The following is a 24,699-nucleotide window of genomic DNA, read 5'->3' as shown; positions in this document are numbered from 1 at the left end:
ACCGGCGAGACCTGCGTCAATGTTTCCAAGTGATGAAACGCGGATGACGCGGTTACCGACGGGCGGGCGGTTTCCTCGGGCAGCCGTGCTCACGATGCCACGCGGCCACCTCGGCCGCCGGCTCCCGGTTGCCGCCCTTGCGCCACGAGTCGAGATAGGGCGCGGGCCAGACCACACCGCGTCGGATCCACCAGCCGTCCTCGCCCAGGCACGGCGGGGAGATGCCGAAGTGCAGATGACAGACGTTGTTGGCGTTGCCCGTCCGGCCCACGGTGCCGAGCCGCTGGCCGGCGCGGACCCGCACCCCCGCGTCGATGCCCTCGGCCAACTCGGTCAGGTGCGAGCCGTAGTAGCGCACTCCGTCGTCGCCGATGACCGACACCGACAGGCCACCGTTGTACGGCCCCTGCGGGCCGCGCTTGTCGTACCGGTCGCGCCGGCTGACCTCACCGATCGTGCCGTCGGTGACCGCGACGACCGGCTCACCGCAGTCGGCGAAGATGTCCGTTCCCGGGTACGCCGAATGGGTCGGGTGGTACGACGCCTTCCTGGCGCGTACCGGAAAGACGTGGGGCAGGCCCTTGCGCGGCGTCGGTGACGCCGTCGCCGCCGGCTGATCCGCGATGTCGGGCGTCGTGGTGGTCGCGGCGGGTCCACCGGTGGTCGCCGCCGCCGGGGTCGGGCTGGTCGCGGCCGTCGGGTCGGCACCCGTCGGCGCTGGGGGCGCACCGCAGCCACCCGCCGCCAGCATCGACACGAGCAGCAACACGGCGTACGCGCGCCGCCGTCCGATCGTCAGCGGAACCATCCGGCCATCCTGACAGACTCGATACGGTGGTAGCGCAGCGTCCCGAGCGTGTGGAGGAGTGGGTACCGGTGTTGCCGTACAACCCTTCCGGCCTCTTTCCCTCCGGGCGGCCACCGCGCCCCACCTACCGTGAACCGCACCCGGTCGGCGGTGCCGGTGTCGCGGCGGGAGCGGTCGGAACTCTCGTCTGGCTGGTCCTCTTCGGCCTGCTCGGAGGCGGCCTCGTCGGATACGTCTGGTGGACGCTGATCGCCGGTGGGCTGGCCTGGCTCGCGGCCCTGGCGCTGGTGAGACATGGCGACCGCGGGGTGGCCGCCGGCATCGCGATCGTCACCGCCGGAGGGTGGAGCCTCGCTGCCGTCGCGGTCGCCACCCGCTGGTTGAGCAGCGGCGACTGGCCGCTCTGGTGAACGCCCTCGGCGGCGACTGCGGTGCGTTGTCGCACGGACACCGAAACCCGTCTTGACTGGATCGCCGGAACTCGGCACCCTCCCGGTATGGCCTGGACCACTCCGCGGCTGGATCCCGATCGCAGCCGTCGCCGCCTTCAGCTTCTGGCGCAGTTGGCGGACGCGCGCACGGTACGCGAACGCGAACGGCCACAGCGGGCCCGCACCGAGCGGCTCCGCCAGTTGATCGCCACTCGGCGCCGCCTCGCCAGCTGAGCGGATTGGAACTCCTTTCCTCAGGAATGACCGGCCCTTCGGGGCGTTGACCGGTCGCCTGCCGACCCGACCGGCTAACGTGCACGCGTAACGGATCGGCGAGTGCTGTGCCGAGGCAACTTGGGGGAACCGTGTCGTACTTCGCTGCGGCCGTCGTGCGCGAGAAGGGCGGCTGGACGGCCGCCGATCTGAACCTGCGGGGTGCCGCCGACATCGACGAGGTCGCCGACCGGCTCCGCGATGTCGCCCCGGACGCCGACCTGTCGCTGTTGTTCGTCGAGGCGGACGACACCTACCTGGTCATCCTGCGCCTCGACGAGGGCGAGGACCTGCGGGTCTTCGGCTCCGACTCGGCGTACGCGGAGGAATCCCGGCTGGGGGCGCTGCTGGTCGGTGACCTGAAGACGTCGGTGACCGGGCTCGACGACAGCGAGGAGGCGCGCACGACCACCACCGGTGACGGTGAAGACGGCGATCAGCCGGCCGTCGATCCGGAGGCGGACCCGGTGGGCGAGGCGGATCTCCTGACCGACCTGGGGATTCCCGCGCAGCGGTTGCTGGCCCTCTGCGCCCACGAGGGCATGATGCCGGCCGACGTCACCGCCGAGGTCTGCCAGGTGCTGGGCTGCGTCGACGACGTCGAGGAACTGCGTGAGGTCTGAACCGTTCGACGTGACCGACCCGGCGCTGGAGACGGTCCGACCGGGGCAACCCACGCCCGGTTCGGTTGCCCGGCACGGGCCGGGGGCGGACGAAGGACTGGCCGACCCGACCGGTAGCGGTCGGCGACAGCGGCACGAACTCTGGATGCGCCGCGCCCTCGAAGTCGCGGTGACCGGCCCGGCGGCCGAGGCCGAGGATGTGGCGTCCTCGGCTGGTGGTGACGCCTTCGCCGAGCCCGGCCCGGACGGCGACGTGCCGGTGGGTGCGGTGCTGTACGGGCCCGACGGCCGTGAGTTGGCGATCGGTCGCAACGAACGCGAGCTGACCGGTGACCCCACCGCACATGCCGAGGTGCTCGCGTTACGCCGGGCGGCCCAGCAGTTGGGCCGCTGGCGGCTCGACGGCTGCACCCTGGTGGTGACCCTCGAACCCTGCACGATGTGCGCCGGGGCGCTGGTCCTGGCCCGGGTCTCGACTGTGGTCTTCGGTGCCTGGGAACCCAAGACCGGTGCCGCCGGTTCGCTCTGGGACGTGTTGCGCGACCGCCGGCTCAACCACCGCCCCGAGGTGTACGGCGGCGTCCTGGAGACCGAGAACGCCGCAGTCCTGCGTGCCTTCTTCCGCTGACGCCGAGGGGTCAGGAGCGGAGCAGCGTGGTGGCGATGGCGCGGGCGGTGTCGGTCCAGGGGGCGGGTCGCAGGGTCGCGGGGTCGAGACGGACGACGGTTCGGTGTCCTTCCGCGTACGTCGTGGTGCCGTCGAGTGAGTGGAAGCGGAAGACGTACCGGGCGCTGCTGGTGCCGAGATGCTCCAGCCAGAAGTGCACGGCGACCGGGCCGGTGCCGGTGACCGGAGCGAGGTAGCTGATGGTGAACTCGCGTACCGCGTGGAACACGTCCGGCGAGCTGGCCCGTCCGGCCTGGTAGGCGACCCCGCGGTCGGACCAGTACGCGGTAAGTGCCCGCTCCAGCAGCAGCGCGTACCGGGCGTTGTGCAGGATGCCGAGGGCGTCGAGGTCGTCAAAGTGGACCATGGCCTGCTCGACGTGGCCGTACTCGACGGCGGGCGGTTCGACGACTGCGTGACTCATGACGGGCCTTCCGGTAACAGGGTGGGATCGGGGCAGAGCGCCCGCAGGCGACTCAGCACGCCGAGACGGGCATGCCGGTAGGTGGCCTCCGGGTCGAGCAGTCGGGAGCGCATGGCGGCGGCGATGCCGTACGCGTCGATCTCGTACGCCAGCAGCGCGACATCCGTGCCGGCGGGCAGCTCGCCGAGCTCGACCGCCTCGGCGACGAGCCGTTCCAGGAAGCCTGTCCAGGCGGCGAAGACCTCGGCGAGGCGGTCGCGGACCGCCCCGGGCCGGGCGTTGAACTCGAACTCGGTGGTGGCGAAGAAGCAGCCGCCGGGCAGCACCCGGGCGGCGTAGAAGTCGACCCGCGCCTCGTGCAGGGTGTGGATCCGGCGTACGCCCCGGGGGGTGCGCAGCGCCGGAGCGATGATTAGCTCCTGCCACTGGGCGACGGCCCGGTCGATGGTGGCGAGCTGCAGCTCCTCCTTGGATCGCCAGTGCGCGAAGAGGCCGGACTTGCTGACGCCGAGCGACTCGGCCAGATGCCCGAGGGAGAGCCCGTCGAGGCCGCTGGCGGAGGCGAGGCTGACGGCGGCGTCCAGCACGGCGCTGCGGGTGCGCTCACCCCGGGCGAGCCGGCCGTCGACGTTCATGCGGCGAGACTACGGTATAAGACCGACCGGTCGTACACATTTATCGCGTGGGGGTAGTCACACCGACGCCGAAACAGAGCGTCCCGCCACCTCACGAGGGTGACGGGACGTCGTGCCGTGGGCCTGACCGGATCAGGCGATGATCGTGTCCAGGGCGATCTCGACCATCTGGCTGAAGGTCTGCTCCCGCTCCTGTGAGGTGGTCTTCTCGCCGGTCTTGATGTGGTCGCTCACCGTCAGCAGCGTCAGCGCACGGGCCTTGAACCGGGCCGCGATCGTGTACAGCGCGGCGGACTCCATCTCCACCGCCAGCACGCCGTACTGCGCCAGACTGTCGTAGAGGTCCGGCCGGTCGGTGTAGAAGGCGTCCGCGGCCAGGATCGGCCCGACCCGCATCGCGATGCCGCGTCGCTCGGCCACCTCCACCGAGGTACGCAGCAACCCGAAGTCGGCCACCGGGGCGTAGTCGATCAGCCCGTCGAAACGCATCCGGTTCATGTTCGAGTCGGTCGACGACCCGATCGCCGCGATCACGTCGCGCAACTGGAGATCCTCGCTGAGCGCGCCGCACGAGCCGACCCGGATCAGCGACGTCACGCCGTACTCGTTGACCAACTCGTGGGCGTAGATCGAAGCTGAGGGCATGCCCATCCCGGAGCCCTGCACGGAAACCTCGACGCCGTTCCAGCGGCCGGTGAAGCCCAGCATGCCCCGGACCGTCGAGTAGCAGTTCGCGCCTTCGAGGTAGGTCTCCGCGATCCACTTGGCCCGCAGGGGGTCGCCCGGCATCAGGACCCGCTCGGCGATCTCGCCCGGCTTCGCGCCGATGTGCGTACTCATGGCGTTGATCCTGCCAGGTCGGCCTGGCCGGGACCGGTTCGGCGTCCGAACCTGTGGTCCTGTACCCTCGTCGGCGGTGGCGTGTCCGAGCGGCCTAAGGAGCACGCCTCGAAAGCGTGTGAGGGTTTACGCCCTCCGAGGGTTCAAATCCCTCCGCCACCGCTCCTGAACAGCGACAACGCCCGGCAGGTCCGTGAGGACCGGCCGGGCGTTGTCAACCGTCGCCCCACTTGGTTTCGCCGTCCTGCGATCCGTGCCCCGATAGGTCGTCGACCACCTAACGGTTGTCTGGCCTGCGATCAGTCAGGCGATCCAGAACCGCGTAGGTCGCAACGGCTATGAGCATCGGATTGACAGTCGCTGGCACCTGCCACGCCAATACGCCGAGTAGGGCGGCGACAGCCAGAAGGACCAGAACTCGTAGCGAGACGTCGGGTTCGGGATACTGCTGGCCGTTTGGCTGACGTAGCCTCATAAGCGGAGATCCTTTCTGATGGGAGATCCCAAGACGGCACCCGTTGCAGCGGGTGCCGTCGCGCTTTCCGGCCATTGGCCTGCTCCTGCGCGACGGCCAGCGTCCCAAGATCCTTCCGCGTGCACGTGCATATGCACGTGCAGATGATGATAGGGCACTTTTACCTACAGTGGAGGGATGCGGGGAGTGATCAATAGGAATCTCACAGTCCTGATCTCGGAGATAGGGGAGAGCGCGCTGCCAGAGCTGAGCACTCGACCCCGGCCCGCCCTAGGTGTGCGGGCTCGTGCATCTGCGTTGCACTGCGGGTTAGTGTCAGCGTCCGCACAAGGGAGGAATCGCTGTGGTCTTCACGCCTGCACAACCGTTGGCACCCGCCGGACCGGCCACGTCCCGTTCCGGTGGCTCCTTTCGGCCGCACCTGGTCTGGGAGGCGGTGCTGCTGGCGCTGACCGTCGTCGCCGCAGTGGTGTGGTACTCCCAAGACGGGTCGCGGCTGTCGCCGCTGATGTTCAACATCGCCTCCGCCGGCCTGCTGGCGACCGCTTTCGCACTGTCGCTGCGCACCGCCACGCCCAACCTCGCGGTCGTCGGTGTCGCGGCCCTCGCCGGCCTGACGTACGCGGAGGTGCTCGACGCTGGCGCCCCGGTCGTCGTCGCGGCGGTCGCCGCGATCGCCGCCGCAGCGTTCATCGGTCTCGGGATGGGCCTGGTCGCCGGGCTGCTGCAGGCGCCCGGGTGGGCGGTGTCGCTGGGCGGGCTGGCGCTGGCGCAGGGCATCCTGCTCGCCGCCACCGGCAGCGGCGGTCCGCAGCGGCTCGCGAAGGAAGGTTGGATCCGGTCCGACGGTGCCGCGGCCGGGTGGCTGGTGCTGTTTCTCCTGCTGTCGATCGGCGGCGCGGTGGTGTGGTCGATCCCGGCGGTGCGGCGCGCGCTGAGCGGCAACCGGGTCGTCGCCGGGGAGCCGCCGTCGCCGTTCGGCGCACGGCTGCTGGGCGCGGTCATCGGCCTGGGCGGTTCCAGCCTGATCGCGGGCGCGGCCGGAGTCCTGCTCACCGGCCGGCTCGGCGGCACAACCCTGTCGACCGACATCAACCAGCTGGCGTTCGTGGCCGGCGCCGTCCTGCTCGGCGGCGTGAGCGTGGCCGGCGGGCGGGGCGGCTTCGCGGGCACCGTCCTGGGAGTCGTCCTGCTGAGCCTGGTACAGATGACCATCCTCGTCGCGGAAGGCCCCTGGTGGGTGTCGACGGTCGTCTTCGCGGTGGCGATCCTCGCCGGCCTGGGCGTCAGCCGGGTGCTGGAGGCGCTGCAACCGGCACTGCCCGCGAGCGTGCCGGTCGCCGGACCGGCCGAGCCGCCACGGAAGTACTGAAGCACGCAGCCATCAACTCCGCCCGTAGAGGTTGCCATCTCTGACCGACCGGACATGGTTATTGATCTACGTGTCCCTAGGATGTGTGAGCGACTACGGGGATGCGAGGATTTCGATGCGGCGGAAGCTTGCCGGGTTGACTGTTCTGACGGTGCTGGCCGGACTGGCGATAGGTGCTCCAGCACAGGCCGCGGAGGAGTTCTGGACCATCACTCGCGACGGTTTGGTCATGCAGTACCACCGGGTGACGAAGGCGGTCGCTCCGGTGAAGGGGACCGGGGTTACGCGCTCCGACTTCGACGGAGACGGGGTCGACGACATCGCCGCCTCGGCCGACTTCCTCAACCACAGCCTGCCGTACTACCCGACCGGGGTGGTCGTGGTGCGTTACTCGTCCACGCCTCAGGTCGACTACTTCATGGGAGCCATGACGACGGACACCGGATCCAGCTTCGGCATCGCGCTGGTGGCCGGCGACTTCAACGGTGACGGCTACGACGACCTGGCGATCGGTGATGCCGACGAGATCGACACCCGGAACAAGGCCCGGGGCGGCGGTGTCTGGATCATCCCGGGTAGCCGCACCGGTCTGGTGGTCGATTCGACCAGGCACTTCAACCAGAGTTCCCCGGGTATCCCGGGCGACTCGGAGAACTACGACGCCTTCGGCGCGTCGCTGGCGGCCGGTGACATCAACGGTGACGGGCGCGACGACCTCGCGATCGGTGCCTTCAAGGAGGCGATCGGCACCATCAAGGAGGCCGGTGCGGTCACCGTCCTCTACGGCGCAAGCGGCGGCCTGACCGGCACCGGGGCTCAGCAGTTGCACCAGAACCAGGCTGCGGTGCCCGGTTCGGCGGAGCGCCGCGACCACTTCGGCATGTCCCTCGCCATCGGCAAGGTCAACAACAACAAGTACGCCGACCTGGTCATCGGCGCGCCGCACGAGAACGACGGCAGCGGTGCCAACGGCAGCGGCATGGTGACCCTGATGTGGGGTTCGGCGAGCGGGGTGAAGCTCAGTGGAGCCACCTCGGTCACCGGCGCGGGGGTGTACAAGGCGACCGGACGCGAGGACACCATCGCCTGGTATCTCGGCACGTCGCTGACGATCGGTGACGTGAACGGGGACGGGCTGGGCGAGGTCATTGCCGGGGCACCGAACGCCCAGACCCCGCACCTCGACGGTGGCCTGATCGCAGTCTTCACCGGACGTACCGGCGGCCTCTCCGGTGGTGCGGTGAAGATCATCACCCAGCGTACGACCGGGGTGCCGGGTTCGCCCGAGGACGGTGACCGGTTCGGCGCGACGTTGGCGGCCGGTGACGTGACCGGCGACGGCCGGGCGGACGTGCTGGTCGGTGCCCATACCGAGGCGATCGGTACGAAGGCCGAGGCTGGCATGATCACCCTGCTCAAGGGTTCCTCGTCCGGACTGACCGGCAGTGGTGCTCAGGGGTTCGACCAGAACCATTCGGTGGTGCCGGGCGGCGCCGAGCGCGGCGACCGGTTCGGCGGTTCGGTGGCGCTGCTGAACCTCAACGGCAGTGGTCCGTTCGACGCCCTCGTGGCATCGACCGGGGAGGAGGTCGCCGGCGACGTCCCCGGTTACGCCTCCGCGACCTTGTCCCGGTTCCACGGCTCCTCAGGCGGGATCGTCGCGCAGACCGGTTCCTGGAGCGGTCGTTCCCTGAACACCAACCGGCTCGAAGTGCTGCACTACGGCCAGAAAATCGCCGGTCCGCACAGCAGCGGCCCGTGGTACTGAGTTCATCGAGTTCTTTTGCACAGGCCGCTGAAGCGGCCATGAAAGCGGGGGCCACAGTGCGGCGGAGAGTTGCCGGAGTGTCGGTGCTGGCGGTGGCGGCCAGTCTGGTGGTGGGAGCGCCCGCCGGGGCGGCGGACGAGGTGCGGACCGTCACCCGGGAGGGCATCACCCTCCAGGTGCATCGGGTTGCGAAGGCGACCACCCCGGTCAAGGGGACCGGGCAGACGCGGTCCGACTTCGACGGGGACGGCGTCGACGACATCGCCGCCTCCGCCGACCCGTTCGCACACACGATGCCTGAGTCGCCGGGCGGGTTGGTGGTGGTGCGGTACTCATCGGCACCGTACGTGGACTACTACACGAGCTTCATCTCGCCGGCTGGCGGTGCGGTCACCTTCGGCGAGATCCTCGCCGCCGGGGACTTCAACGCCGACGGATACGACGATCTGGCGATCGGGGACGCGAGCGAGTACGACCCGACCGCGAAGGTGCATGCCGGCGGCGTGTGGGTGGTCCCGGGCAGCGCCACCGGGCTGGCGATCGGCTCCGCGAAACACTTCAGCCAGAGTTCTCCAGGTGTACCGGGTGACTCGGAGAAGGAAGACGGGTTCGGCTCGGCGTTGGCCGCCGGTGACCTCAACGGCGACGGTCGGGACGACCTCGCGATCGGGGCGTACGGCGAAGCGATCGGCAGCATCAGGGAGGCGGGCGCGGTCACCGTGCTGTACGGCGGCGTCGGGGGCCTGAGCGGGACCGGTGCGCAGCAGTTGCACCAGGACCAGGCGGCGGTGCCCGGCTCGGCTGAACGCGGTGACCACTTCGGGTGGACCCTCGCGATCGGGAAGGTCAACAGCAACAAGTACGCCGACCTGGTCATCGGGGCGCCGCAGGAGAACAAGAGCAGCTCGCCGACGGGCAGCGGAATGCTCACCCTGATGTGGGGTTCGGCGAGCGGGGTGAAGCTCAGCGGTGCCACCTCGGTCACCGGGGCGGCGCTCCGCAAGGCGACCGGTCGCAGCGACAGCTACGTGTGGGACCTGGGCATGGCGCTCGCCATCGGTGATGTCAACGGCGACGGGTCGGGTGAGGTGATCGCCGGAGCGCCGTACGCGCAGAGCCCGAAGGGCAACGAGGGCATGGTCGCCGTCTTCCCCGGAAACTCGACCGGGCTGTCCAGCGGCGCGGTGAAGCTCTTCTCGCAGCGTACGGCCGGGGTGCCGGGGTCGCCGGAGGCCGGTGACCTGTTCGGTGCGACGCTCGCGGTCGGCGACGTGACCGGCGACGGACGCGCGGACGTGCTGGTGGGTGCGCCCGGCGAGGCGATCGGCACGAAGGCTGAGGCGGGCACCGTCGCGCTGTTGAAGGGTTCTGCCTCCGGGCTGACCGGCACCGGCGCTCAGGGCTTCGACCAGGACCACGCGATCGTGCCGGGCGGAGCGGAGCGGGGCGACCGGTTCGGTGGTGCGGTGGCGATCCTCAATCTCAACGGTGCCGGTCCGCTGGACGCGGTGGTGACCTCGCCCGGCGAAGAGGTGTCTGGCGACTCCGCCGGGTTCGGCTCCGGATCGGTTGCCCTGTTCCACGGCGGCTCCGGCGGGCTCGTGCCGCAGTCCACCTCGTGGAGCGGCCTGAGCATGCGTACCGACTTCGTCTGGCCCAAGTGGTACGGCCGCCGGCTCGCCACCCCCCAGACCGGAGGTCTCTGAACCTCCCCATGATCCCGGAATACTCTCAGTGATTGATTGCCTTCACTGGGAAGTCGTGCCATGGTAATTCCATGGTGGCGGTCGATGAAGATCCCGTACGGCACCCGTTGAACGTCGACGCTGATGGCATCGACCGGACACCCGGCCCGGACAAGCACCCCTACTACGCGCAGCTCGCTGCCTCGGACTCCGGCGTCCTGCCGGTGATCCGGCAGGTTGGCGGGGAGTGGCTGCCGGCGCTGTTGATCTGCCGGTACGACGACGTCCGGATGGTGCTCCGGCGGCAGGACCTCTTCTCCCGCTCCGCAGCCGCCCACGCCGACCAGGTCGACGTGTCCGGGACGATGCTCGGCATGGACGGGGCGGAGCATGCCGCGGTCCGGGGGACGGTGAAGGACAGCTTCACCAAGCCTGCCGTGTCCGAGCTGCGCGACACAGTGCGCGCCGCCGCCGAGGCGCAGCTCGCGGTGTTGGTCGCCAAGGACCGTCGGGCGGATCTGGTCGGCGACTTCGCGGTGCCGTTCGCGCTGAACGTGATCTCAGACCTGCTCGGCCTACCGGAGCCGGACCGGGCGCAGTTCCGCCGCTGGGGCGACATGTTCATGGGCACCGCCGACCTCACCCGAGCCGAGGCCGCCCGCTCCGCCGAGGAGATGGGCGGCTACCTGTGGCAGCAGTTGGACGGGCGACGGGGCTGTCCACGCGACGACCTGATGACCCGGATCGCCACGGCGGCGGCGGACCAGCCGGTGGACGTGCAGGTCAAACTTCCCCTGTCGCTGCTCGTCGGCGGTTGGGAGACCACGGCCAGTTCCATCTCCACCTTCGTCTACCTGCTGCGCACCCGCCCGTACGCCGGGCATGACCACGCGTGGGACTACCTGCTGGCGCATCCGGAGGCGGTCGACGGGGCGGTCACCGAGTTGGAGCGGCTGCACTCGACCTCCAACGGCGACGAGATGCCCCGGCGGGTGATGGCGGACGTGACCCTGCCCAGCGGTGCGCGGCTGGCCGAGGGTGACATCGTGATCCCGTCGCACGACGCCGCGAATCGGGATCCTCGGGTTTTTCCCGACCCGGAGCGGATGGACTTCGGGCGGAACCCGAACCCCCACCTCTCCTTCGGGTACGGCCCGCACTACTGCGTCGGCGCGCACCTGGGCGCCCTGGAGGTCCGCGTCGCGTTGGCGCTCCTGCTGCGGGAGTTGCCGACGTTGCGACTGGCCGTGGCCCCCGACGAGGTGCGGTGGAAGCAGGGGCACGCCATCCTGGGCCCGGCGGAGCTGCCGGTCAGTTGGTGACGCGGGTCAACAGGGGGCGTGGCCGTCGACGAAGAGGCGGTGTGCCCAGGCGGCGTAACCGACGATGATCTTTTGGACCGCGTGGCCGTCGTGTAAGAACAGATACGCGCGGTCGCCGTCGCGGGCGAGCAGGCCGTCGAAGCGGTGCGTCCCGTGTGGAGCGTGCAGCTCGCGTACCGCCGGATGGTTGGCCCGGACCTCGGCGATGGGTGAGCCGGCGGTGATCCCCTCGGGGGTGCGGACCGGGTCGCCGGCCCAGAGCAGCACCAGCCGGTCATCGATGAAGATCGGGCTGATCTCGTCGTGTCCGGCCAGCGTCGGCCCGCAGGCGTCGACGTCGGTACGCAGGATGCCACGCCGGGCCAGCTCGCTCTCCGAGTCCCCGAAGTCCACATCGGCCACCCCGTCGAGATCGACGATGCTGACCGAGGCGACGGGCTCGCGGACGGCGGTGGTGTCCGGTGGCATGACTCCGCTACCCGATGCCGAGGCAGCCAGAAGCAGTGCGGCGATGAAGCCGAATTGTCGCAATTTCATCAGAATCCCCCCGGTCCCCAACGTGACGGGGGCGCTGAGGTTATTGCCGGGACTCCCATTCGTCGGCCAATTCGTCCCAGTAGTCGACGCTGAGCCCTCGTCGCCCGTGCGCGAGCCACCCTTCGGTGCTCCGCTCGACGTGTAATCCCAGCTCAGCGAAGGGGTCGATCCACCGACCCGGCTCCGCGCCCAGCTCCACCAGGGCCGCGTTGATCGGCCATCCGGGGCGCGGCCCGTCGAACGTCGCGTCGAAGCGCGGCCCCCAGGAGAGGTCGCCGTTCAGCCAGACCGCCGCCGCCTGGTGCCCGGTCCCACCGGCGAACTCCGCCTCGACGTACGCCACCGGGCCGCGCAGCGACCAGCGGGCCAGGATGTCGGTCAGCGCGGGGGAGAGGATCAGCGTGAACGGGTGTTCCGGCGCGGGCGGTTCCGTGGTGTAGTCGGGCGGCGTGCCGGTCAGCTCCTGCACGAGCTGCGGCGTGACGGGCAGCAACGCGAAGTCCTGCCGCAGCTTGCCGAGGACGGCATGGTCCAGCTCACGCGTCTCCTCGCGCAGCAGCTCGGCGTCCGCGACGATCGCGCTGAGCTGGTAACTCACCCGGCGTCCACAGCCTGTGGATAGAACATGTGTACGACGGAGGTCAGGTCTTGTTGATCTCGGTGACGAAGGCGCGCCAGGCGGCCGGAGTGAAGATCAGCGCCGGCCCGGTCGGGTCCTTCGAATCGCGTACGCCCACCACGTCGGGCAGGTTCCCGGCGACCTCGACGCAGGCGCCACCGTTGCCGCTGCTGCGGCTGCTCTTGCGCCACCGGGCGCCGGACAGCACCGGGATGTCGTTCACTGCCATGACTGCGCCACCTCCCTGATCAGGTCGACCGACTGCCAGTGCGACAGCGTCTCGCCGCGCACGTTCTCCCACGCGGCCAGTATCGCCGCGATCTCGGCCTGTTCGCTGACCACCTGCCCCTGCAACTGGTTGTCCAGGTAGCCGGCGATGCGGTGATCCGGCGCGGTGGCGATGATGAACGGGCCGTTCAACCCAGCGTATTCGCCCACTGTGGACGGCACCACATGGATCCGGATGTGCGGCTCGGCGCACGCCTCGGCGAGCGCGAGCAGTTGCTCGCGCATGACGGCCGGGCCGCCGACCGGGCGACGCAGCACCGCCTCGTCCAGCACGGCGGTGAGCAGTGGTGGCTCCTCGCGGTGCAGGATCAACTGGCGGGACATCCGGTGGTCGACCAGCCGCGACACCTCGCTGCGGGGGATCAGGCCGCCGCCGGTGAGCACCGCACGGGCGTACGCCTCGGTCTGGAGCAGGCCGGGTAGGACGTTTGGTTCGAACCAGCGCAGCGTGGTCGCCTCGCGTTCGATCTCCTGCCACGGACGGAACCAGACCAGCGCGCGACGTCTCGAAATGTCCGGCCAAATGTCCGAGACGTTTTTCTGGAGCGTGTCTGCCGCCGTGAGCCGGTGTCGGGCGTGCGGAATCCGATCTTCGAGCAACCACCGGCTGACCGTCTTCGGGTCGACGCCGACGCGTTCCGCGAGCGACTCGATCGTGTGCCCGGTGTCCCGCAGCGCCACCCGCAGCGCATCGTTCATGGCCGTCTCCCATCGGACGTCTCGAATATCCGCCGACCATACCCACACGCCATGTAGTTGTCCCGTTACCTACGGAAAGTTGGAGGTAGCGACGGCGCGGCCGGCGGAGGTCATCCCCCTTTGACCCGGCGGTCGTGACGTCCGGGGGCCGCCGTCGGGCGAGCAACCACGGCGGCCCCCATCCACCACGAGAGCGAAGGAAGGGCACCTTGTTAACGCCTCGCGTTGTACAAGGGCCCCTTCCTAACCGCGCCACAGCTCGACCGCCGGACGGATCGGGGTGACACAGTGCCGCACCACACCGCGAGCGCAAGGCCGCATCAGCATCGAGCCGGCCCCGCCCTCGGGCGGCCCGTTCTCCGGCCGGATGCTGCCGGGCGGGATCGCGTCGGGCCGCATCCGTGCCGCAGGCCCGAGCCGTGCGTCTGCGGTGGCTCGATGAAGCCCGGGGAAGTCTTCCTGTTGACCCGGGCGGCCTCCCCGCAGTTCGTCCGCCCGATCACCGTCCGGGTCATCCGCCACCGCACCGACCGGACCACCTACGACGGGTGGACCTGGATCGAGTGCTACCAGCTCGACGCCCGAGGTGACGCGCTCGACCGCCGCGAGCTGTTCCTGATGCCCGCCGGTCTGATCCGGAGCGACCCGGCCGTGGCGGCCCGCCGATGAGTCGACCTCGCCCGGAACACGTGCCGTCGCGCCCGACGTGGCGATGCCGGGCATGTGGTGCCGCGTGGCCCTGTGGCAGGGCGAAGCTACGGCTGCTCGGGGAGTACCGGCAGGATCGGGTCGCTCTGCTGGTTCACCTCGCGGAACTGTACGCCGAGGCCGCCGCGCAACTCGGTGACGTGACGTCGGTGGTCGGGCTGTTCGACCGCTTCGTGTCCTGGGCGCGTGGGCGGGGATGAGGAGGCTGTCCGCGTACCGCCGAAGGGCTGAACAGGACTCCGCGCGCCAGTGGCGGGCGGGAATGCCCGCGACGGTGCCATGGGTGCGATCGGGGGCCGCTCGGCGTTGCCGGCGGCCCCCGTCTCCGTGTCGTTGCGTGCAGCTCAGCTCAGCTCAGCCGGCTACGGCGGCCTGCTGCGGTGGTGGTTGCTCGCCCGGGCGGGCGGCGAGCGCGGTGGCGACGGCGAGCGCGAAGCCGACGATGGTCAGCCCGAGGACCAGCCAGGACGGGCCGAAGGGGTAGTACCTGCCCGGGTTGAAGGCGCTGTGCACGGTGTACACGGGAGAATCCGTGGCGCTGCCGACGCGGAACACCCGCATGACGTTGCCGTAGAGCGCGACCGCCGGCAGAACCAGCGCCAGCACCGCGAGCCCCCACAACCCCGCGGCGGTCTCGCGCCGTCCGGAAGATGTCGCCGTGATCCGGTACGCGACGGCCGCCGCGACCAACCAGCCGACGACCAGCCCGACGGCCGTGCCGACGACGACCAGGGGCAGGAACACGGCGGTACGCGTCGGCGTGGCCCAGACCGTATGGTGGCCGTGGTCCCATCCCCGAACGCTGACGAGTAGGCCGTCCGACCCGGCGGTGAACTCCGCACCACTCAGCCTGGTCTCGGTCGCGGTCCCGTCTGCATGGCCGATGACGCTGAGGCCGGAGACCGGCGTCAACCCGGAGACGGACCAGCCGTCGGCGGCGAACCGCTGCCGGACCTGCTCGGCATCCCAGCTGCCGCCGCCGTGAGCGGTCGACACCACGCTTTCGGCTTGCCAGGGCGACGCACCGCGACGCGGCGCTACGTCGCCCGGCAAACCGCCGGCCTGCTGCAAGAGTCGGTTCATGGTGGCGTCGTCGGGCAGGTCCGCGAAGGTCTGCGCGCCGAGCCACGAGCCGGCGGCGGCACCGAAGCCACCCATGGTCAACGCGGTGAGCAGCGCGGCAAGCGCCATGAACGGCCGGCCGGCGGGCAGCCGGAACCGCAGCCGTACGCCATTGACGATCAGGTGCAGAGCCTCGCCGGCTCGGGGGCGACGCTGACCCGGTTCGGCCATCTCCAGCAGCGTGGTCACCAATTCGGTGCCGTGCCGCCTTCGGTGTCGGCGGGGGTAGGCGAGCAACAGCCTGCGGTAGCCGCGTACCAGCCGGTCGTCGGCGCTCGGCCAAGCGGCGGTCATCCGGTCACCACGCGGGAGATCGGGGCGCTTGTCGGGCCGAAGCTCAGCGCGTTTCCGAGACGCTTGCCCAACTGGACCTCGGCCGCAGCGGCGTGTCGGCGCAGTCGCTCGACCTGTGCCTGTAGCGCGGCGGCCCCGGCGTCGCTGAGCCGGTAGTAGCGGCGCAACCGGCCCTCGACCGCCTCTTCCCGGTCGACGGTGACCAGGCCCTGCTCGGCCAACCGGTCCAGCGCGCCGTAGAGGGTGCCCGGCCGCAGCCTGACCTCGCCCGCCGACAGCTCGTCGACCGCTCGAATGACCCCGTAGCCATGCAACGGCTGCGCAGCCAGCGCGGTGAGGATCAGAAAGGTGGGTTCCTGCATGAGCCGATAGTACGACCACCGATATATACCGTCAACCGATCACCCCCCGAGGGTCTCCCGCCATCCACCCGCCCACCGCCCACTGCGTCGATCATGAACTTGTTGTCATCGACGCCGGCGTGGCATGACAACAACTTCATGATCGATTGGCAGGTGTCTGCTGGGGTGAGTTCGGTTCGGGGGTGTGGAGACGACGAAGGGTCGGCCCGTCGGGGCCGACCCTTCGTGGTGCTCAGGTGAGCGGAGGATACGAGATTCGAACTCGTGAGGGTGTTAACCCAACACGCTTTCCAAGCGTGCGCCCTAGGCCTCTAGGCGAATCCTCCGCGAGCCAGGATACAGGTCTGTGCCGAGCATCCCACCCCACCACCCCCTGAAGATCCACGATCGGTCGGGTAGGCTGGGCGTACCTCCCGTGCGGCGGTATCTCGTGAACCTCCCCAGGGCCGGAAGGCAGCAAGGATAAGCGAGCTCTGCCGGGTGCACGGGAGGCCTTTCTGTCTCCGCCTCCGGTGCCTCCCACCTCACTCGCCGTGCCCGGGTGCTGCCGGCTCAGGCATGTTAATAAGGGGCCCTTCCTCTACCGGAGGCGTTAATAAGGTGCCCTTCCTTGCACCGCCGTCAGCGGGGTGGGTGGTGGGGCGGGCGCAGGCGGCGCAGAATGGCTCGGTCGAGAGGAGGCGGGACGCCGTGGCACTGGCGCTCTACCGCAAGTACCGGCCGCGTACCTTCGCCGAGGTCATCGGGCAGGAGCACGTCACCGAGCCGCTGTCGCAGGCGCTGCGTAGCGGGCGGCTGAACCACGCGTACCTTTTCTCCGGTCCACGCGGCTGCGGCAAGACCTCAAGTGCCCGCATCCTGGCCCGCTCGCTCAACTGCGAGCACGGGCCCACTCCGGAGCCCTGCGGCACCTGTGACTCCTGTCGCTCGCTGGCCGGCGACGGGGCCGGCTCGATCGACGTCATCGAGATCGACGCGGCCAGTCACGGAGGCGTGGACGACGCCCGTGAGCTGCGCGAGAAGGCGTTCTTCGCGCCGGCCAACAGCCGCTTCAAGATCTATGTCATCGACGAGGCGCACATGGTCTCGTCGGCCGGCTTCAACGCCCTGCTCAAGCTGGTCGAGGAGCCCCCGGAGTACGTCAAGTTCATCTTTGCCACCACCGAGCCGGAGAAGGTCCTCGGCACGATCAAGTCGCGGACCCACCACTACCCGTTCCGGCTGATCCCGCCGAAGGTGCTCCGGCCCTATCTTGAGCAGCTCTGCGAGGCCGAGCGGGTGCAGGTCGAGCCGGCGGTCTTCCCGCTGGTGGTGCGGGCCGGTGGCGGCAGTGCCCGGGACAGTCTCTCCGTACTCGACCAGCTCATCGCCGGTGCCGGCCCCGACGGGGTGACTTACGCCCGGGCCGCCGCGTTGCTCGGGGTGACCGACGCGGCGCTGATCGACGAGATGTGCGACGCCCTCGCCGCCGGGGACGGTGCTGCCGCGTACGCCACCGTCGACCGGGTCGCCGAGGCCGGGCACGACCCCCGGCGCTTCGCCTCCGATCTGCTGGAACGTCTCCGCGATCTGATCGTGCTCCAGCAGGTCCCGGACGCGGTGGCCAAGGGGCTCATCGACGGGCCGGACGATCAGATCGAACGGATGGCCGCCCAGGCCCAGCAGCTCGGGCCGGGCGCCCTGTCCCGCTGCGCCGACATCGTGCACGACGGTCTGGTGGAGATGCGCGGCACCACCGCGCCCCGGCTGCTGCTTGAGCTGATCTGCGCCCGGATGCTGCTACCGGGCGTGGACGACTCCACCGGTGGTCTGCTCCAGCGTCTCGAACGCATGGAGCGGCGGCTCACCCTCGCCGGCACCGACGCGCCGTCGGCCACCGCCGGCTCCGCGCCCGCCACCAACCCCCCGGCCGTACGCACCCAGCCTCCCGCCGCGCCCGCGGCTGCCGCCGCGAACCGGGCCGGGACCGGCGCTGCCGCGCCGGCTACCGCCACGTCGTCGAGCGCAGGCCCGCCGACCGGTCGCGGCAGCGCGTCCCCGTCGGCCGATCGTGGCCCCGGGCATTCACGTCATGGCGACGGGTCGGCCGGTCCCGACGGCGCGATCCAGGCCGCCGGTCGTGGCGGTGCGACCTCGACCGGTGGTACCGCAGCGGGTGGAGCCGACGCGGGTCACCGCGCCGGCACGAACGGGACCGCCCCGGCCGGTGCATCCGATGGAGGCCGTCCGGAGCGCGCGGGTGACACCCGGGACGTGGCGACCCACGGCGGTGCCACGCCCCGGCGTCCCGTGCCACCGTCGGCCGTCATGCCCGACCCGGCGACCCCGGAGCCGCCCCGCCCCGGTGCGGTGAGCCCCGGCGTGCTGGACGCCGTGGCGGTGCGCCGGGTCTGGCCGGAGGTGGTCGGCAAGGTCAACCGGAGCAACAAGCGGATCGCCGCGCTGATGCGGGACGCGGTCGTCCGGGACCTCGACGGGGACACTCTCGTGCTGACCGTGAAGTCGGCGGTGCTGGCCCGGATGATGTCCGACCACGCGCAGGTGCTCACCGACGCGCTCTACGAGGAGTTGGGCGGACGCTGGCAGATCCGGTGCGAGGTGGCCGGCGAGCGGGGCGGAGCGTCGCTCGGTCCGCCCCGCGGCTCCTCCGCTCCCGGCTCTGCTTCCGCTCCGGCGGGCACCAGCCCGGAGGTGTCCCCGGGACGAACCGATCGAGGTCGTTCCGCCAGCGCTCATCGGTCCGTTGACCCGGCCGCCGCCGCCGAGGACGGCGACGACTGGCCGGAACCGGCGCGACCAGGTGGCAGTGATCCGTCCGCTGCCGGCGGCAGCTCCGACGAGGACTGGCCGGAAGCGGCCCGTCCTGGCGGCGCGTCCGCCGATGCGGCAGCGGGCCCGTCGGGTGCCCCTCGGGCTGCGTCGCCCACCTCGGCGGACCCGACTGCCCGTGACGCGACTCCGGGTAACGGTTCACCGGCCGCCGGTCCGGGGGCGTTCACCGCGTCGGGCCGGGCGGAGGCGAGCGTCGGGCCTGGCGGAAACGGGGCGGGCGGAGCGCGGACGACCGCTGGCTCGCCCGGAAGCGGGGAGAGCGTCGGGCCGGGTGGCACGCGGACGCCCTCCGGCGCGGACCGGACCGGGACGAATGGCGGGTCCGGTGGAACGCGGACAGCCGGCGGGCCGGGCGGCCATGGCTCGAGTGCCGCGCCGCGCCAGGCGGCTGGACGCGATGGAAACGGCGGCCCCGGTGGTGCCCCGGTGAGTAGTGCGATCGCGGCAGCTCGGGCGGCGGCGGCAGGGCGGGGCGCGCGTACCGGCAAGGGCGCTCGGCAGACCGCGGACGTGGAGTTTGCCGGCGAGCCGCCGTACGACCCGGATTTCGACGGCCCACTGCGCGGCGGCGCGGGGCGTCCCGGCGGTGCCCCACCGGCCGTTGCTGCCACCTACGAAGGCTTCGACCCGGGTGACGAACCACTCGACGAGATCATCGACGAGAAGACTGCCCGCGAGTCGAGTGAGGAACAGGCGGTACGCCTGCTCCGTGAGACCTTCGGCAGCGTCGAAAAACTCAGCGACTGACTCTCGCGCCCGCCCGGCGACGGGTAAGGGGTGCGGCGCGCGGGGTAGGTCGGTGGGGGACGTTAGGGTGAGCGGCGGCAGGGTAGGCGAGTTGAGGGAGTCATCGTGCGGCCTGGTGGACAGCCGAACATGCAGCAGATGCTGAAGCAGGCGCAGAAGATGCAGCAGCAGATCGCCCAGGCGCAGGCCGAGTTGGCCGAGGCCGAGGTGTCCGGCACTGCCGGCGGTGGATTGGTCACCGCTGTCGTCTCCGGTTCCGGCGACATCAAGAGCATCAAGATCGACCCGAAGGCCGTCGACCCGGACGACGTGGAGACCCTGGAGGATCTGGTCGTCGCCGCGCTGCACAACGCCACCGAGGCGGCCCGCGAGTTGACCGAGCAGAAGATGGGCCCGGTCGCGGGCGGGATGGGCGGCCTCGGCCTGCCCGGGTTCTGAGCCCGCAGATGTACGAGGGCGCCATTCAGGATCTGATCGACGAGCTGGGGCGGCTGCCGGGGGTGGGCCCCAAGAGCGCCCAGCGGATCGCCTTCCACGTGCTCTCCGCTGACCCGGCCGACGTGAACCGGCTGGCGAGCGCGCTGCGCAAGGTCAAGGATCTGGTGCGGTTCTGCACGAGCTGTTACAACGTCGCCGAGTCGGACCAGTGTCGGATCTGCCGCGACCCGCGCCGCACCGATGAGGTGATCTGCGTGGTCGAGGAGCCGAAGGACGTGGTGGCGATCGAGCGGACCGGTGAGTTCCGGGGTCGCTACCACGTGCTCGGCGGTGCGATCAATCCGCTGGAGGGCATCGGTCCGGACAATCTGCGCATCCGCGAGCTGATGACCCGCCTCGGTGGCGGTGTGATCCGTGAGCTGATCCTGGCCACCGACCCGAACACCGAGGGCGAGGCCACCGCGACCTATCTCGCGCTGATGGTCAAGCCGATGGGGATCGCGGTGACCCGGCTGGCCAGTGGACTGCCGGTCGGCGGCGATCTGGAGTACGCCGACGAGATCACCCTGGGCCGCGCCTTCGAAGGCCGCCGAGCCGTCTGACGGATCCGCCACCGCCGATGTCGGTCGCCGGTGGGCCGATAGTGACGCGCCGATGACGACGTCCGTGAATCTGGATGCCCATGTCTGGATTCACGGAGGTCGCCGTGCGTCGTCCCCTCATCTCGTTATTGGCGTTGGCGGTGCTCCTTCCGCTGGCACCGTCCAGCAGCGCGGCGTCAGCCGCGCCGGCCACCCCGGATTCTGATCCCGAGCCACCTCGGCCACCGCAGGCGGCACCACTCGCACCGGACCGGGTGCTGGATCCAGACCGCCGGCTCGGGAAGTCCTGGCGGCAGTCGGCCGACCGCGTGATGACGACCTCGGCTGACGAGACCGGATTGCACATTCTGGTTGCGGACGCCGATACGGCATACCAGTGGCGGACCGTGACGACATTGGCGGAGCCCGGCGTGGCGACGGATCAGTGGGTGGGCCAGGCCTGCCTCACCGGTTCGGGCCGAACGGCGGTGGCGGTCTACGCGCCCAGGCAGTTCACCAACCGGGAGACGCTCTCCAACGCGGGGGCGTTCGCGGCCGTGGTGAACCTGGAGACCGGCTGGGTCAGCAAGTTGCCCGAACGCTACTCGCTCGCCTACCACAATCCAGGCTGCGGCAGCGGGGAAAGTGTGGTGCTGACCCGACTGGAGCTGCCGGCCACTCCGCAGGCGGGCACGACCGCGCGGACAGTGCTGACCACGCTGGACACCCGTCGGATCGGCGGCGCCCGTCAGGTGATCACGCCCGGCCAGGTCACCTCCGCCATTCCGGTGGGGCGGACGATCGTCGCCGCCAAGGGCGACGAACTCGTGAGCATCGACCGGCAGGGCCGGCTCACCACCCGTGCCCGTACTGCCGGAACTCCCTTCCGGCTGTTGCCCGACGGAGCCGACGACGTCGCATTCCAGGTAGCTCGGGTCGACACCACCGACCTGGTCCGCTACGCCGGAGGTGAGCTGACGACGGTGGCCTCGGCGCCGCTCGGCACGGTCAAGCTGCGGCCTGGCGCGGACGGTCAGGTGTTTGTGGTGGGTGGTCGCAGCGGTGCCCGGCTCGCTGGCCGGTCGCTGCCTACCCGGTGGCGTTCTGTCGACGCGTTGCCGGACAGCGACGTGTCGCGTAGTGGCGACCTGGTGGTCACGCGGGTTCGTACGGGCACCGAGGCGGCCGGGCAGGGTGGCGGGGCTGGTGACGGCCGGCCGGACCGGGTGGCGATCTCGGCGCAGCTCGCCGACGGGTCGGATGTGGCGTTCACCGTGGCACCGATGCTGCACCGGCAGGGCCGGGAGCGAACGGCTGCGGACGGCGGCTCCGATGGCAGTTCCGATGGCAGTTCCGATGGAGGCACGACCGCCCGGACCTCGGCGGCCGATCCCGATCCCGCGACGGTGCCCTGGGATCCGGACCGGTCCTGCGCCGTGCCACGCAACGACGAGACCATCCAGGTCTACCAGCCCAGCCGGGAGCAGATGGAGTGGGCCGCCAACCTCGCTGTTCGCGGTCAACTGACGTTCCAGCGGCCGGCCAACTGGTCCAACAACGGGCTGCCGGCGTACGCGCCGCAGGGAATGTTTCCCTCCCTGCCCCTGTCAGGTGGCGGCTTCGTGCCGGCTCAGGTCTTTCTCGGCATTCTGGCGCAGGAGTCGAATCTGCTCCAGGCCAGCTGGCACGCCGTGGACGGGCTCGCCGGTAACCCCTTGACCAGTCTTGGTTTCTACGGACTGGACCTGATGAATCCCGACGTCACGAAGATCAACTGGGCACACACCGACTGTGGCTACGGCGTCGGTCAGGTGACCACCGGGATGAAGCGGTCCGACACCGACCAGTGGATCACCGGTGTTCAGTGGGACTACACCAAGCAGCGGGCCGTGGCCCTGGACTACGCCACGAACGCCGCCGCCGGGTTGCGCATCCTTCAGGACAAGTGGAACACCACCCGCAACGCCGGCCTGATCGCCAACAACGGCGACCCGCAGTACATCGAAAACTGGTGGTTCGCCATCTGGGCGTACAACACCGGCTTCTATCCGCAGGACGGGTCGCAGCCCTGGGGCGTGGGCTGGGCGAACAATCCGAGCAACCCGAACTTTCCGCCGGATCGGCAGATGTTTCTCACCGCGCCGCTCGACGTGCCGACCGCCAACCCGCCGATCGACGACGACATCGGGTACGACAACGCCAAGCACCCCAACCACTGGTCGTACCCGGAGCGGGTGATGGGCTTCGCCTACACCTCGCTGCGTCGCTACAACTACTCGACCGGCAACTACTCCCCGACGTACTCCACAGCACTGGAGCGCAACAAGTTCGTGGCACAGCCGACCCGGTTCACCTTCTGCGTGCCCGCGCGTAACGCCTGCGACCCGGCCACCTCCCAGGTGCCGGGTGGCCATCCGGGTGAGCCAGCGGGTCCGTGCACCCGGGACGACCTCAAGTGCTGGTGGAACGGACCGGTGACCTGGACGGACTGCGCCATCAACTGTGGCCTGGAGACCAGGCGGTACACAACCGTCGAGCCACGCCCGTACGCGACCGCCATCTACGACTCGCAATGCGGCCGGAACGGCCTGCCGGACAACGCACTGGTCATCGACGACATCGACAGTGCCAGTGCACTCGGTCCGCAGGGCTGCGCCCGCAACCACACCCGGGTCGGCAAGTTCTCCTTCACCTACCAGGGGCGATCGGGACCGAACGGGACGACCATCTACCCCGGCAAGGTGGACACCCACCAGATCGGTGGTGGTTTCGGCGGCCACTTCTGGTTCGCGCACAGCCAGGCGTCCGAGAACTCCCCGCACAAGGTCACGGGGCGTTGGACGCCAACGAACCGGCTGAACGGCTGGGCCACCGTGATGGTGCACCTACCGGATCACGGGGCACACACCCAACAGGCGAAGTACACAATCAACACGGGGCAGGGGGTAAAGACCCGCTACATCCCGACCCGGACCGAGCAGCACCGGTGGGTGAAGTTGGGCACATATCAGTTCTCCAACCAGGCGGCGCAGTACGTCGAGTTGACGAACATCACCGAGGACGGCAAGGGCGTGGAGGACGTTGCCTGGGATGCCGTGGCATTCGTACCGCTGGCCGCCAAGCCCCGGCACTTCGTGGTGGCGATGGGTGACTCCTACGGCTCGGGTGAGGGTGCTGGCGGCTACTACGGCGAGACGGACAACAACTACGGCAGCGAATCCTGGAACGCGTGCCGGCGTACCAACAGGTCGTGGCAGATGCTGACCCGGCTGCCCGGATCGTCCAGCTCGATAAGGGATCGGGTGGCGGCGCACGACCCAAGTCTCGACTTCCAGTTCGTCAGCTGTTCGGGTGCCACGGCCGCGAAGATGCGTGGTACGGCGACGCCGAGCCACTGGCAGGCTTCGTCACCCTCGATCGGTTACTACCACGGGCAGGCCGAGGGGCAGTTCCGGGAGATGTCGCAGATCGAGTCGGGAGCGCTTGATAACAACACCACCCTGGTGCTGCTCTCGGCTGGCGGCAACGATGCCAACTTCTCCGGCACGATGAGCCATTGCGCGATCGAAACCTGCGACACTGCCAGCTACGAGACGACTGTCCGTCAGCGGATTGACAGCTCGCAGAGCCAGGTGCGGCAGCTCATCGATGCGGTAGCGACCAGAGCGCCGAATGCGACGATCATGCTGGTCGGCTATCCCCGGTTGTTCGCCGACTACCACCAGGACCAGTGTGTCTTCGGCCGGTACAGCCGTGGCGAGATGAGCATGGTCAACCGGCTCGCCCTGCACATGCGCGACGGCCAGCGGCAAATGGTGGACCAGGCCCGTGCTGCGGGTCGTCGGGTCCAGTTCACCGACATGGTGGAGGGGATGCTGGATCACGGCACCTGCCGCAAGTACGACACTACCCACGACATCTTGGTGCCCGACGACATCAACTCGGTGGTGGCCGGTCCGGCGGGCAGGGGTGACTTCCGAATGATCGAAGGCGACACCTACGCCACGTGCGTCGGATGGATCACGGCCGGCCTGAACGTCTGCATCAGCCGAGCCTCGTTCCATCCGAAGGACACCGGCAATGTGACGTACGCCAACGCGGTCACTGCCCGGCTAGCCGCTGTCGGCTACAACTGAGTGCGCAGGTGGG

At 69.9% G+C, this 24,699-nt stretch carries 24 protein-coding genes, 2 tRNA genes and 1 other RNA gene; 16 read left to right on the top strand and 11 right to left on the bottom strand.

The features are described 5' to 3' along the window. Positions 1 to 52 precede the first annotated feature (52 nt). A complete protein-coding gene (locus Vlu01_RS12810; protein ID WP_373307371.1) occupies positions 53 to 751 on the bottom strand; it encodes a M23 family metallopeptidase in 699 nt (232 codons plus the stop codon). Between the two features lie 107 nt (positions 752 to 858). Between Vlu01_RS12810 and Vlu01_RS12805 the strand changes: the two genes are divergently transcribed. From Vlu01_RS12805 to Vlu01_RS12790, 4 genes are all read left to right on the top strand, one after another. Then, positions 859 to 1,218 (top strand): hypothetical protein, encoded by a 360-nt coding sequence (locus Vlu01_RS12805; RefSeq protein WP_239095869.1) that lies wholly within the window; start codon positions 859 to 861, stop codon positions 1,216 to 1,218. An 87-nt stretch (positions 1,219 to 1,305) separates the two neighbouring features. Further along, positions 1,306 to 1,473: a hypothetical protein gene (locus Vlu01_RS12800; RefSeq protein WP_203998167.1), complete on the top strand. Its 168-nt coding sequence runs from the start codon at positions 1,306 to 1,308 to the stop codon at positions 1,471 to 1,473. A gap of 131 nt (positions 1,474 to 1,604) precedes the next feature. Then, entirely contained in the window at positions 1,605 to 2,135 is a 531-nt protein-coding gene (locus tag Vlu01_RS12795; RefSeq protein ID WP_203998164.1) for a tRNA adenosine deaminase-associated protein, read from the top strand. Positions 2,136 to 2,280: 145 nt separating this feature from the next. Beyond that, positions 2,281 to 2,763, top strand: a complete 483-nt coding sequence (locus Vlu01_RS12790; RefSeq protein WP_203998291.1) for a nucleoside deaminase — start codon at positions 2,281 to 2,283, stop codon at positions 2,761 to 2,763. Between the two features lie 10 nt (positions 2,764 to 2,773). On the opposite strand, the gene Vlu01_RS12785 is transcribed toward Vlu01_RS12790, so the two are convergent. From Vlu01_RS12785 to deoD, 3 genes are all read right to left on the bottom strand, one after another. Next, a complete protein-coding gene (locus tag Vlu01_RS12785) occupies positions 2,774 to 3,226 on the bottom strand; it encodes an acyl-CoA thioesterase (protein WP_203998161.1) in 453 nt (150 codons plus the stop codon). After that, entirely contained in the window at positions 3,223 to 3,861 is a 639-nt protein-coding gene (locus tag Vlu01_RS12780; protein WP_203998158.1) for a TetR/AcrR family transcriptional regulator, read from the bottom strand. Before Vlu01_RS12780 ends, Vlu01_RS12785 begins: the two co-directional genes overlap by 4 nt. Positions 3,862 to 3,993: 132 nt before the next feature. After that, positions 3,994 to 4,701: a purine-nucleoside phosphorylase gene (gene deoD, locus Vlu01_RS12775; RefSeq protein WP_203998155.1), complete on the bottom strand. Its 708-nt coding sequence runs from the start codon at positions 4,699 to 4,701 to the stop codon at positions 3,994 to 3,996. Between the two features lie 75 nt (positions 4,702 to 4,776). On the opposite strand from deoD, the gene Vlu01_RS12770 reads away from it, so the two are divergent. From Vlu01_RS12770 to Vlu01_RS12750, 5 genes are all read left to right on the top strand, one after another. Beyond that, a tRNA-Ser gene (locus tag Vlu01_RS12770) sits at positions 4,777 to 4,863 on the top strand. 656 nt (positions 4,864 to 5,519) lie between these two features. Then, the gene (locus tag Vlu01_RS12765) at positions 5,520 to 6,548 is read left to right on the top strand and encodes an ABC transporter permease (RefSeq protein ID WP_203998152.1); all 1,029 of its coding nucleotides are present in this window, start codon (positions 5,520 to 5,522) and stop codon (positions 6,546 to 6,548) included. A 115-nt stretch (positions 6,549 to 6,663) separates the two neighbouring features. Next, entirely contained in the window at positions 6,664 to 8,316 is a 1,653-nt protein-coding gene (locus tag Vlu01_RS12760; protein WP_203998149.1) for an FG-GAP-like repeat-containing protein, read from the top strand. Between the two features lie 77 nt (positions 8,317 to 8,393). Then, a complete protein-coding gene (locus Vlu01_RS12755; RefSeq protein ID WP_239095861.1) occupies positions 8,394 to 10,022 on the top strand; it encodes a hypothetical protein in 1,629 nt (542 codons plus the stop codon). A gap of 71 nt (positions 10,023 to 10,093) precedes the next feature. Beyond that, positions 10,094 to 11,323 carry a cytochrome P450 gene (locus tag Vlu01_RS12750; RefSeq protein ID WP_203998143.1) on the top strand — a complete coding sequence of 410 codons (1,230 nt, stop codon included), beginning with the start codon at positions 10,094 to 10,096 and terminating at the stop codon, positions 11,321 to 11,323. Between the two features lie 6 nt (positions 11,324 to 11,329). Here Vlu01_RS12750 and Vlu01_RS12745 read toward each other — a convergent pair whose 3' ends face one another. Genes Vlu01_RS12745 through Vlu01_RS12730 form a run of 4 tightly spaced genes read right to left on the bottom strand, consistent with a single transcriptional unit; the run spans position 11,330 to position 13,466 of the window. After that, entirely contained in the window at positions 11,330 to 11,860 is a 531-nt protein-coding gene (locus tag Vlu01_RS12745) for a hypothetical protein (RefSeq protein ID WP_203998140.1), read from the bottom strand. 40 nt (positions 11,861 to 11,900) lie between these two features. Then, entirely contained in the window at positions 11,901 to 12,458 is a 558-nt protein-coding gene (locus Vlu01_RS12740; RefSeq protein ID WP_203998137.1) for a hypothetical protein, read from the bottom strand. Between the two features lie 43 nt (positions 12,459 to 12,501). After that, a complete protein-coding gene (locus Vlu01_RS12735) occupies positions 12,502 to 12,708 on the bottom strand; it encodes a DUF397 domain-containing protein (protein WP_203998135.1) in 207 nt (68 codons plus the stop codon). Continuing rightward, positions 12,699 to 13,466: a helix-turn-helix domain-containing protein gene (locus Vlu01_RS12730; RefSeq protein WP_203998132.1), complete on the bottom strand. Its 768-nt coding sequence runs from the start codon at positions 13,464 to 13,466 to the stop codon at positions 12,699 to 12,701. Before Vlu01_RS12730 ends, Vlu01_RS12735 begins: the two co-directional genes overlap by 10 nt. Positions 13,467 to 13,904: 438 nt before the next feature. Here Vlu01_RS12730 and Vlu01_RS12725 point away from each other — a divergent pair, with 438 nt between their 5' ends. Both Vlu01_RS12725 and Vlu01_RS12720 read left to right on the top strand, forming a co-directional pair. After that, positions 13,905 to 14,135: a hypothetical protein gene (locus Vlu01_RS12725; protein WP_203998129.1), complete on the top strand. Its 231-nt coding sequence runs from the start codon at positions 13,905 to 13,907 to the stop codon at positions 14,133 to 14,135. Next, the gene (locus Vlu01_RS12720) at positions 14,132 to 14,374 is read left to right on the top strand and encodes a flavin reductase (RefSeq protein ID WP_203998126.1); all 243 of its coding nucleotides are present in this window, start codon (positions 14,132 to 14,134) and stop codon (positions 14,372 to 14,374) included. The genes Vlu01_RS12725 and Vlu01_RS12720 overlap by 4 nt, the downstream gene beginning before the upstream one ends. Positions 14,375 to 14,528: 154 nt before the next feature. Here Vlu01_RS12720 and Vlu01_RS12715 read toward each other — a convergent pair whose 3' ends face one another. From Vlu01_RS12715 to Vlu01_RS12705, 3 genes are all read right to left on the bottom strand, one after another. Then, a complete protein-coding gene (locus Vlu01_RS12715) occupies positions 14,529 to 15,590 on the bottom strand; it encodes a hypothetical protein (protein ID WP_203998123.1) in 1,062 nt (353 codons plus the stop codon). Then, the gene (locus Vlu01_RS12710; protein WP_203998120.1) at positions 15,587 to 15,952 is read right to left on the bottom strand and encodes a PadR family transcriptional regulator; all 366 of its coding nucleotides are present in this window, start codon (positions 15,950 to 15,952) and stop codon (positions 15,587 to 15,589) included. Before Vlu01_RS12710 ends, Vlu01_RS12715 begins: the two co-directional genes overlap by 4 nt. Positions 15,953 to 16,193: 241 nt before the next feature. Next, positions 16,194 to 16,278: transfer RNA gene (locus tag Vlu01_RS12705), tRNA-Ser, on the bottom strand. An 81-nt stretch (positions 16,279 to 16,359) separates the two neighbouring features. Here Vlu01_RS12705 and ffs point away from each other — a divergent pair. The 5 genes from ffs (at position 16,360) to Vlu01_RS12680 (ending at position 24,686) form a co-directional block, all read left to right on the top strand. Beyond that, positions 16,360 to 16,449: signal recognition particle sRNA small type (ffs, locus tag Vlu01_RS12700), an RNA gene on the top strand. 193 nt (positions 16,450 to 16,642) lie between these two features. After that, on the top strand, positions 16,643 to 19,531 hold the full coding sequence (locus Vlu01_RS12695) for a DNA polymerase III subunit gamma and tau (RefSeq protein ID WP_203998116.1): 2,889 nt from the start codon (positions 16,643 to 16,645) through the stop codon (positions 19,529 to 19,531). 129 nt (positions 19,532 to 19,660) lie between these two features. Next, positions 19,661 to 19,969, top strand: a complete 309-nt coding sequence (locus Vlu01_RS12690) for a YbaB/EbfC family nucleoid-associated protein (protein ID WP_239095868.1) — start codon at positions 19,661 to 19,663, stop codon at positions 19,967 to 19,969. Positions 19,970 to 19,977: 8 nt separating this feature from the next. Beyond that, entirely contained in the window at positions 19,978 to 20,571 is a 594-nt protein-coding gene (recR, locus tag Vlu01_RS12685; protein WP_203998109.1) for a recombination mediator RecR, read from the top strand. 104 nt (positions 20,572 to 20,675) lie between these two features. Continuing rightward, positions 20,676 to 24,686: a golvesin C-terminal-like domain-containing protein gene (locus Vlu01_RS12680; protein WP_203998106.1), complete on the top strand. Its 4,011-nt coding sequence runs from the start codon at positions 20,676 to 20,678 to the stop codon at positions 24,684 to 24,686. Positions 24,687 to 24,699 lie beyond the last annotated feature (13 nt).

Origin of the sequence: Micromonospora lutea (assembly GCF_016863535.1) — a bacterium.
GTDB classification, from domain to species: domain Bacteria; phylum Actinomycetota; class Actinomycetes; order Mycobacteriales; family Micromonosporaceae; genus Micromonospora; species Micromonospora lutea.
This window is presented reverse-complemented; position numbering and strand designations above follow the sequence as displayed.

Excerpts from the sequence above, each read along its gene's own strand:
- Vlu01_RS12810 (WP_373307371.1), bottom strand. The coding sequence starts at position 751 with ATGCTGGCGGCGGGTGGCTGCGGTGCGCCCCCAGCGCCGACGGGTGCC.
- Vlu01_RS12800 (WP_203998167.1), top strand. The coding sequence starts at position 1,306 with ATGGCCTGGACCACTCCGCGGCTGGATCCCGATCGCAGCCGTCGCCGC.
- Vlu01_RS12790 (WP_203998291.1), top strand. The coding sequence starts at position 2,281 with ATGCGCCGCGCCCTCGAAGTCGCGGTGACCGGCCCGGCGGCCGAGGCC.
- Vlu01_RS12785 (WP_203998161.1), bottom strand. The coding sequence starts at position 3,226 with ATGAGTCACGCAGTCGTCGAACCGCCCGCCGTCGAGTACGGCCACGTC.
- Vlu01_RS12780 (WP_203998158.1), bottom strand. The coding sequence starts at position 3,861 with ATGAACGTCGACGGCCGGCTCGCCCGGGGTGAGCGCACCCGCAGCGCC.
- deoD (WP_203998155.1), bottom strand. The coding sequence starts at position 4,701 with ATGAGTACGCACATCGGCGCGAAGCCGGGCGAGATCGCCGAGCGGGTC.
- Vlu01_RS12760 (WP_203998149.1), top strand. The coding sequence starts at position 6,664 with ATGCGGCGGAAGCTTGCCGGGTTGACTGTTCTGACGGTGCTGGCCGGA.
- Vlu01_RS12750 (WP_203998143.1), top strand. The coding sequence starts at position 10,094 with ATGGTGGCGGTCGATGAAGATCCCGTACGGCACCCGTTGAACGTCGAC.
- Vlu01_RS12745 (WP_203998140.1), bottom strand. The coding sequence starts at position 11,860 with ATGAAATTGCGACAATTCGGCTTCATCGCCGCACTGCTTCTGGCTGCC.
- Vlu01_RS12735 (WP_203998135.1), bottom strand. The coding sequence starts at position 12,708 with ATGGCAGTGAACGACATCCCGGTGCTGTCCGGCGCCCGGTGGCGCAAG.
- Vlu01_RS12730 (WP_203998132.1), bottom strand. The coding sequence starts at position 13,466 with ATGAACGATGCGCTGCGGGTGGCGCTGCGGGACACCGGGCACACGATC.
- Vlu01_RS12725 (WP_203998129.1), top strand. The coding sequence starts at position 13,905 with ATGAAGCCCGGGGAAGTCTTCCTGTTGACCCGGGCGGCCTCCCCGCAG.
- Vlu01_RS12720 (WP_203998126.1), top strand. The coding sequence starts at position 14,132 with ATGAGTCGACCTCGCCCGGAACACGTGCCGTCGCGCCCGACGTGGCGA.
- Vlu01_RS12715 (WP_203998123.1), bottom strand. The coding sequence starts at position 15,590 with ATGACCGCCGCTTGGCCGAGCGCCGACGACCGGCTGGTACGCGGCTAC.
- Vlu01_RS12710 (WP_203998120.1), bottom strand. The coding sequence starts at position 15,952 with ATGCAGGAACCCACCTTTCTGATCCTCACCGCGCTGGCTGCGCAGCCG.
- Vlu01_RS12690 (WP_239095868.1), top strand. The coding sequence starts at position 19,661 with ATGCAGCAGATGCTGAAGCAGGCGCAGAAGATGCAGCAGCAGATCGCC.
- recR (WP_203998109.1), top strand. The coding sequence starts at position 19,978 with ATGTACGAGGGCGCCATTCAGGATCTGATCGACGAGCTGGGGCGGCTG.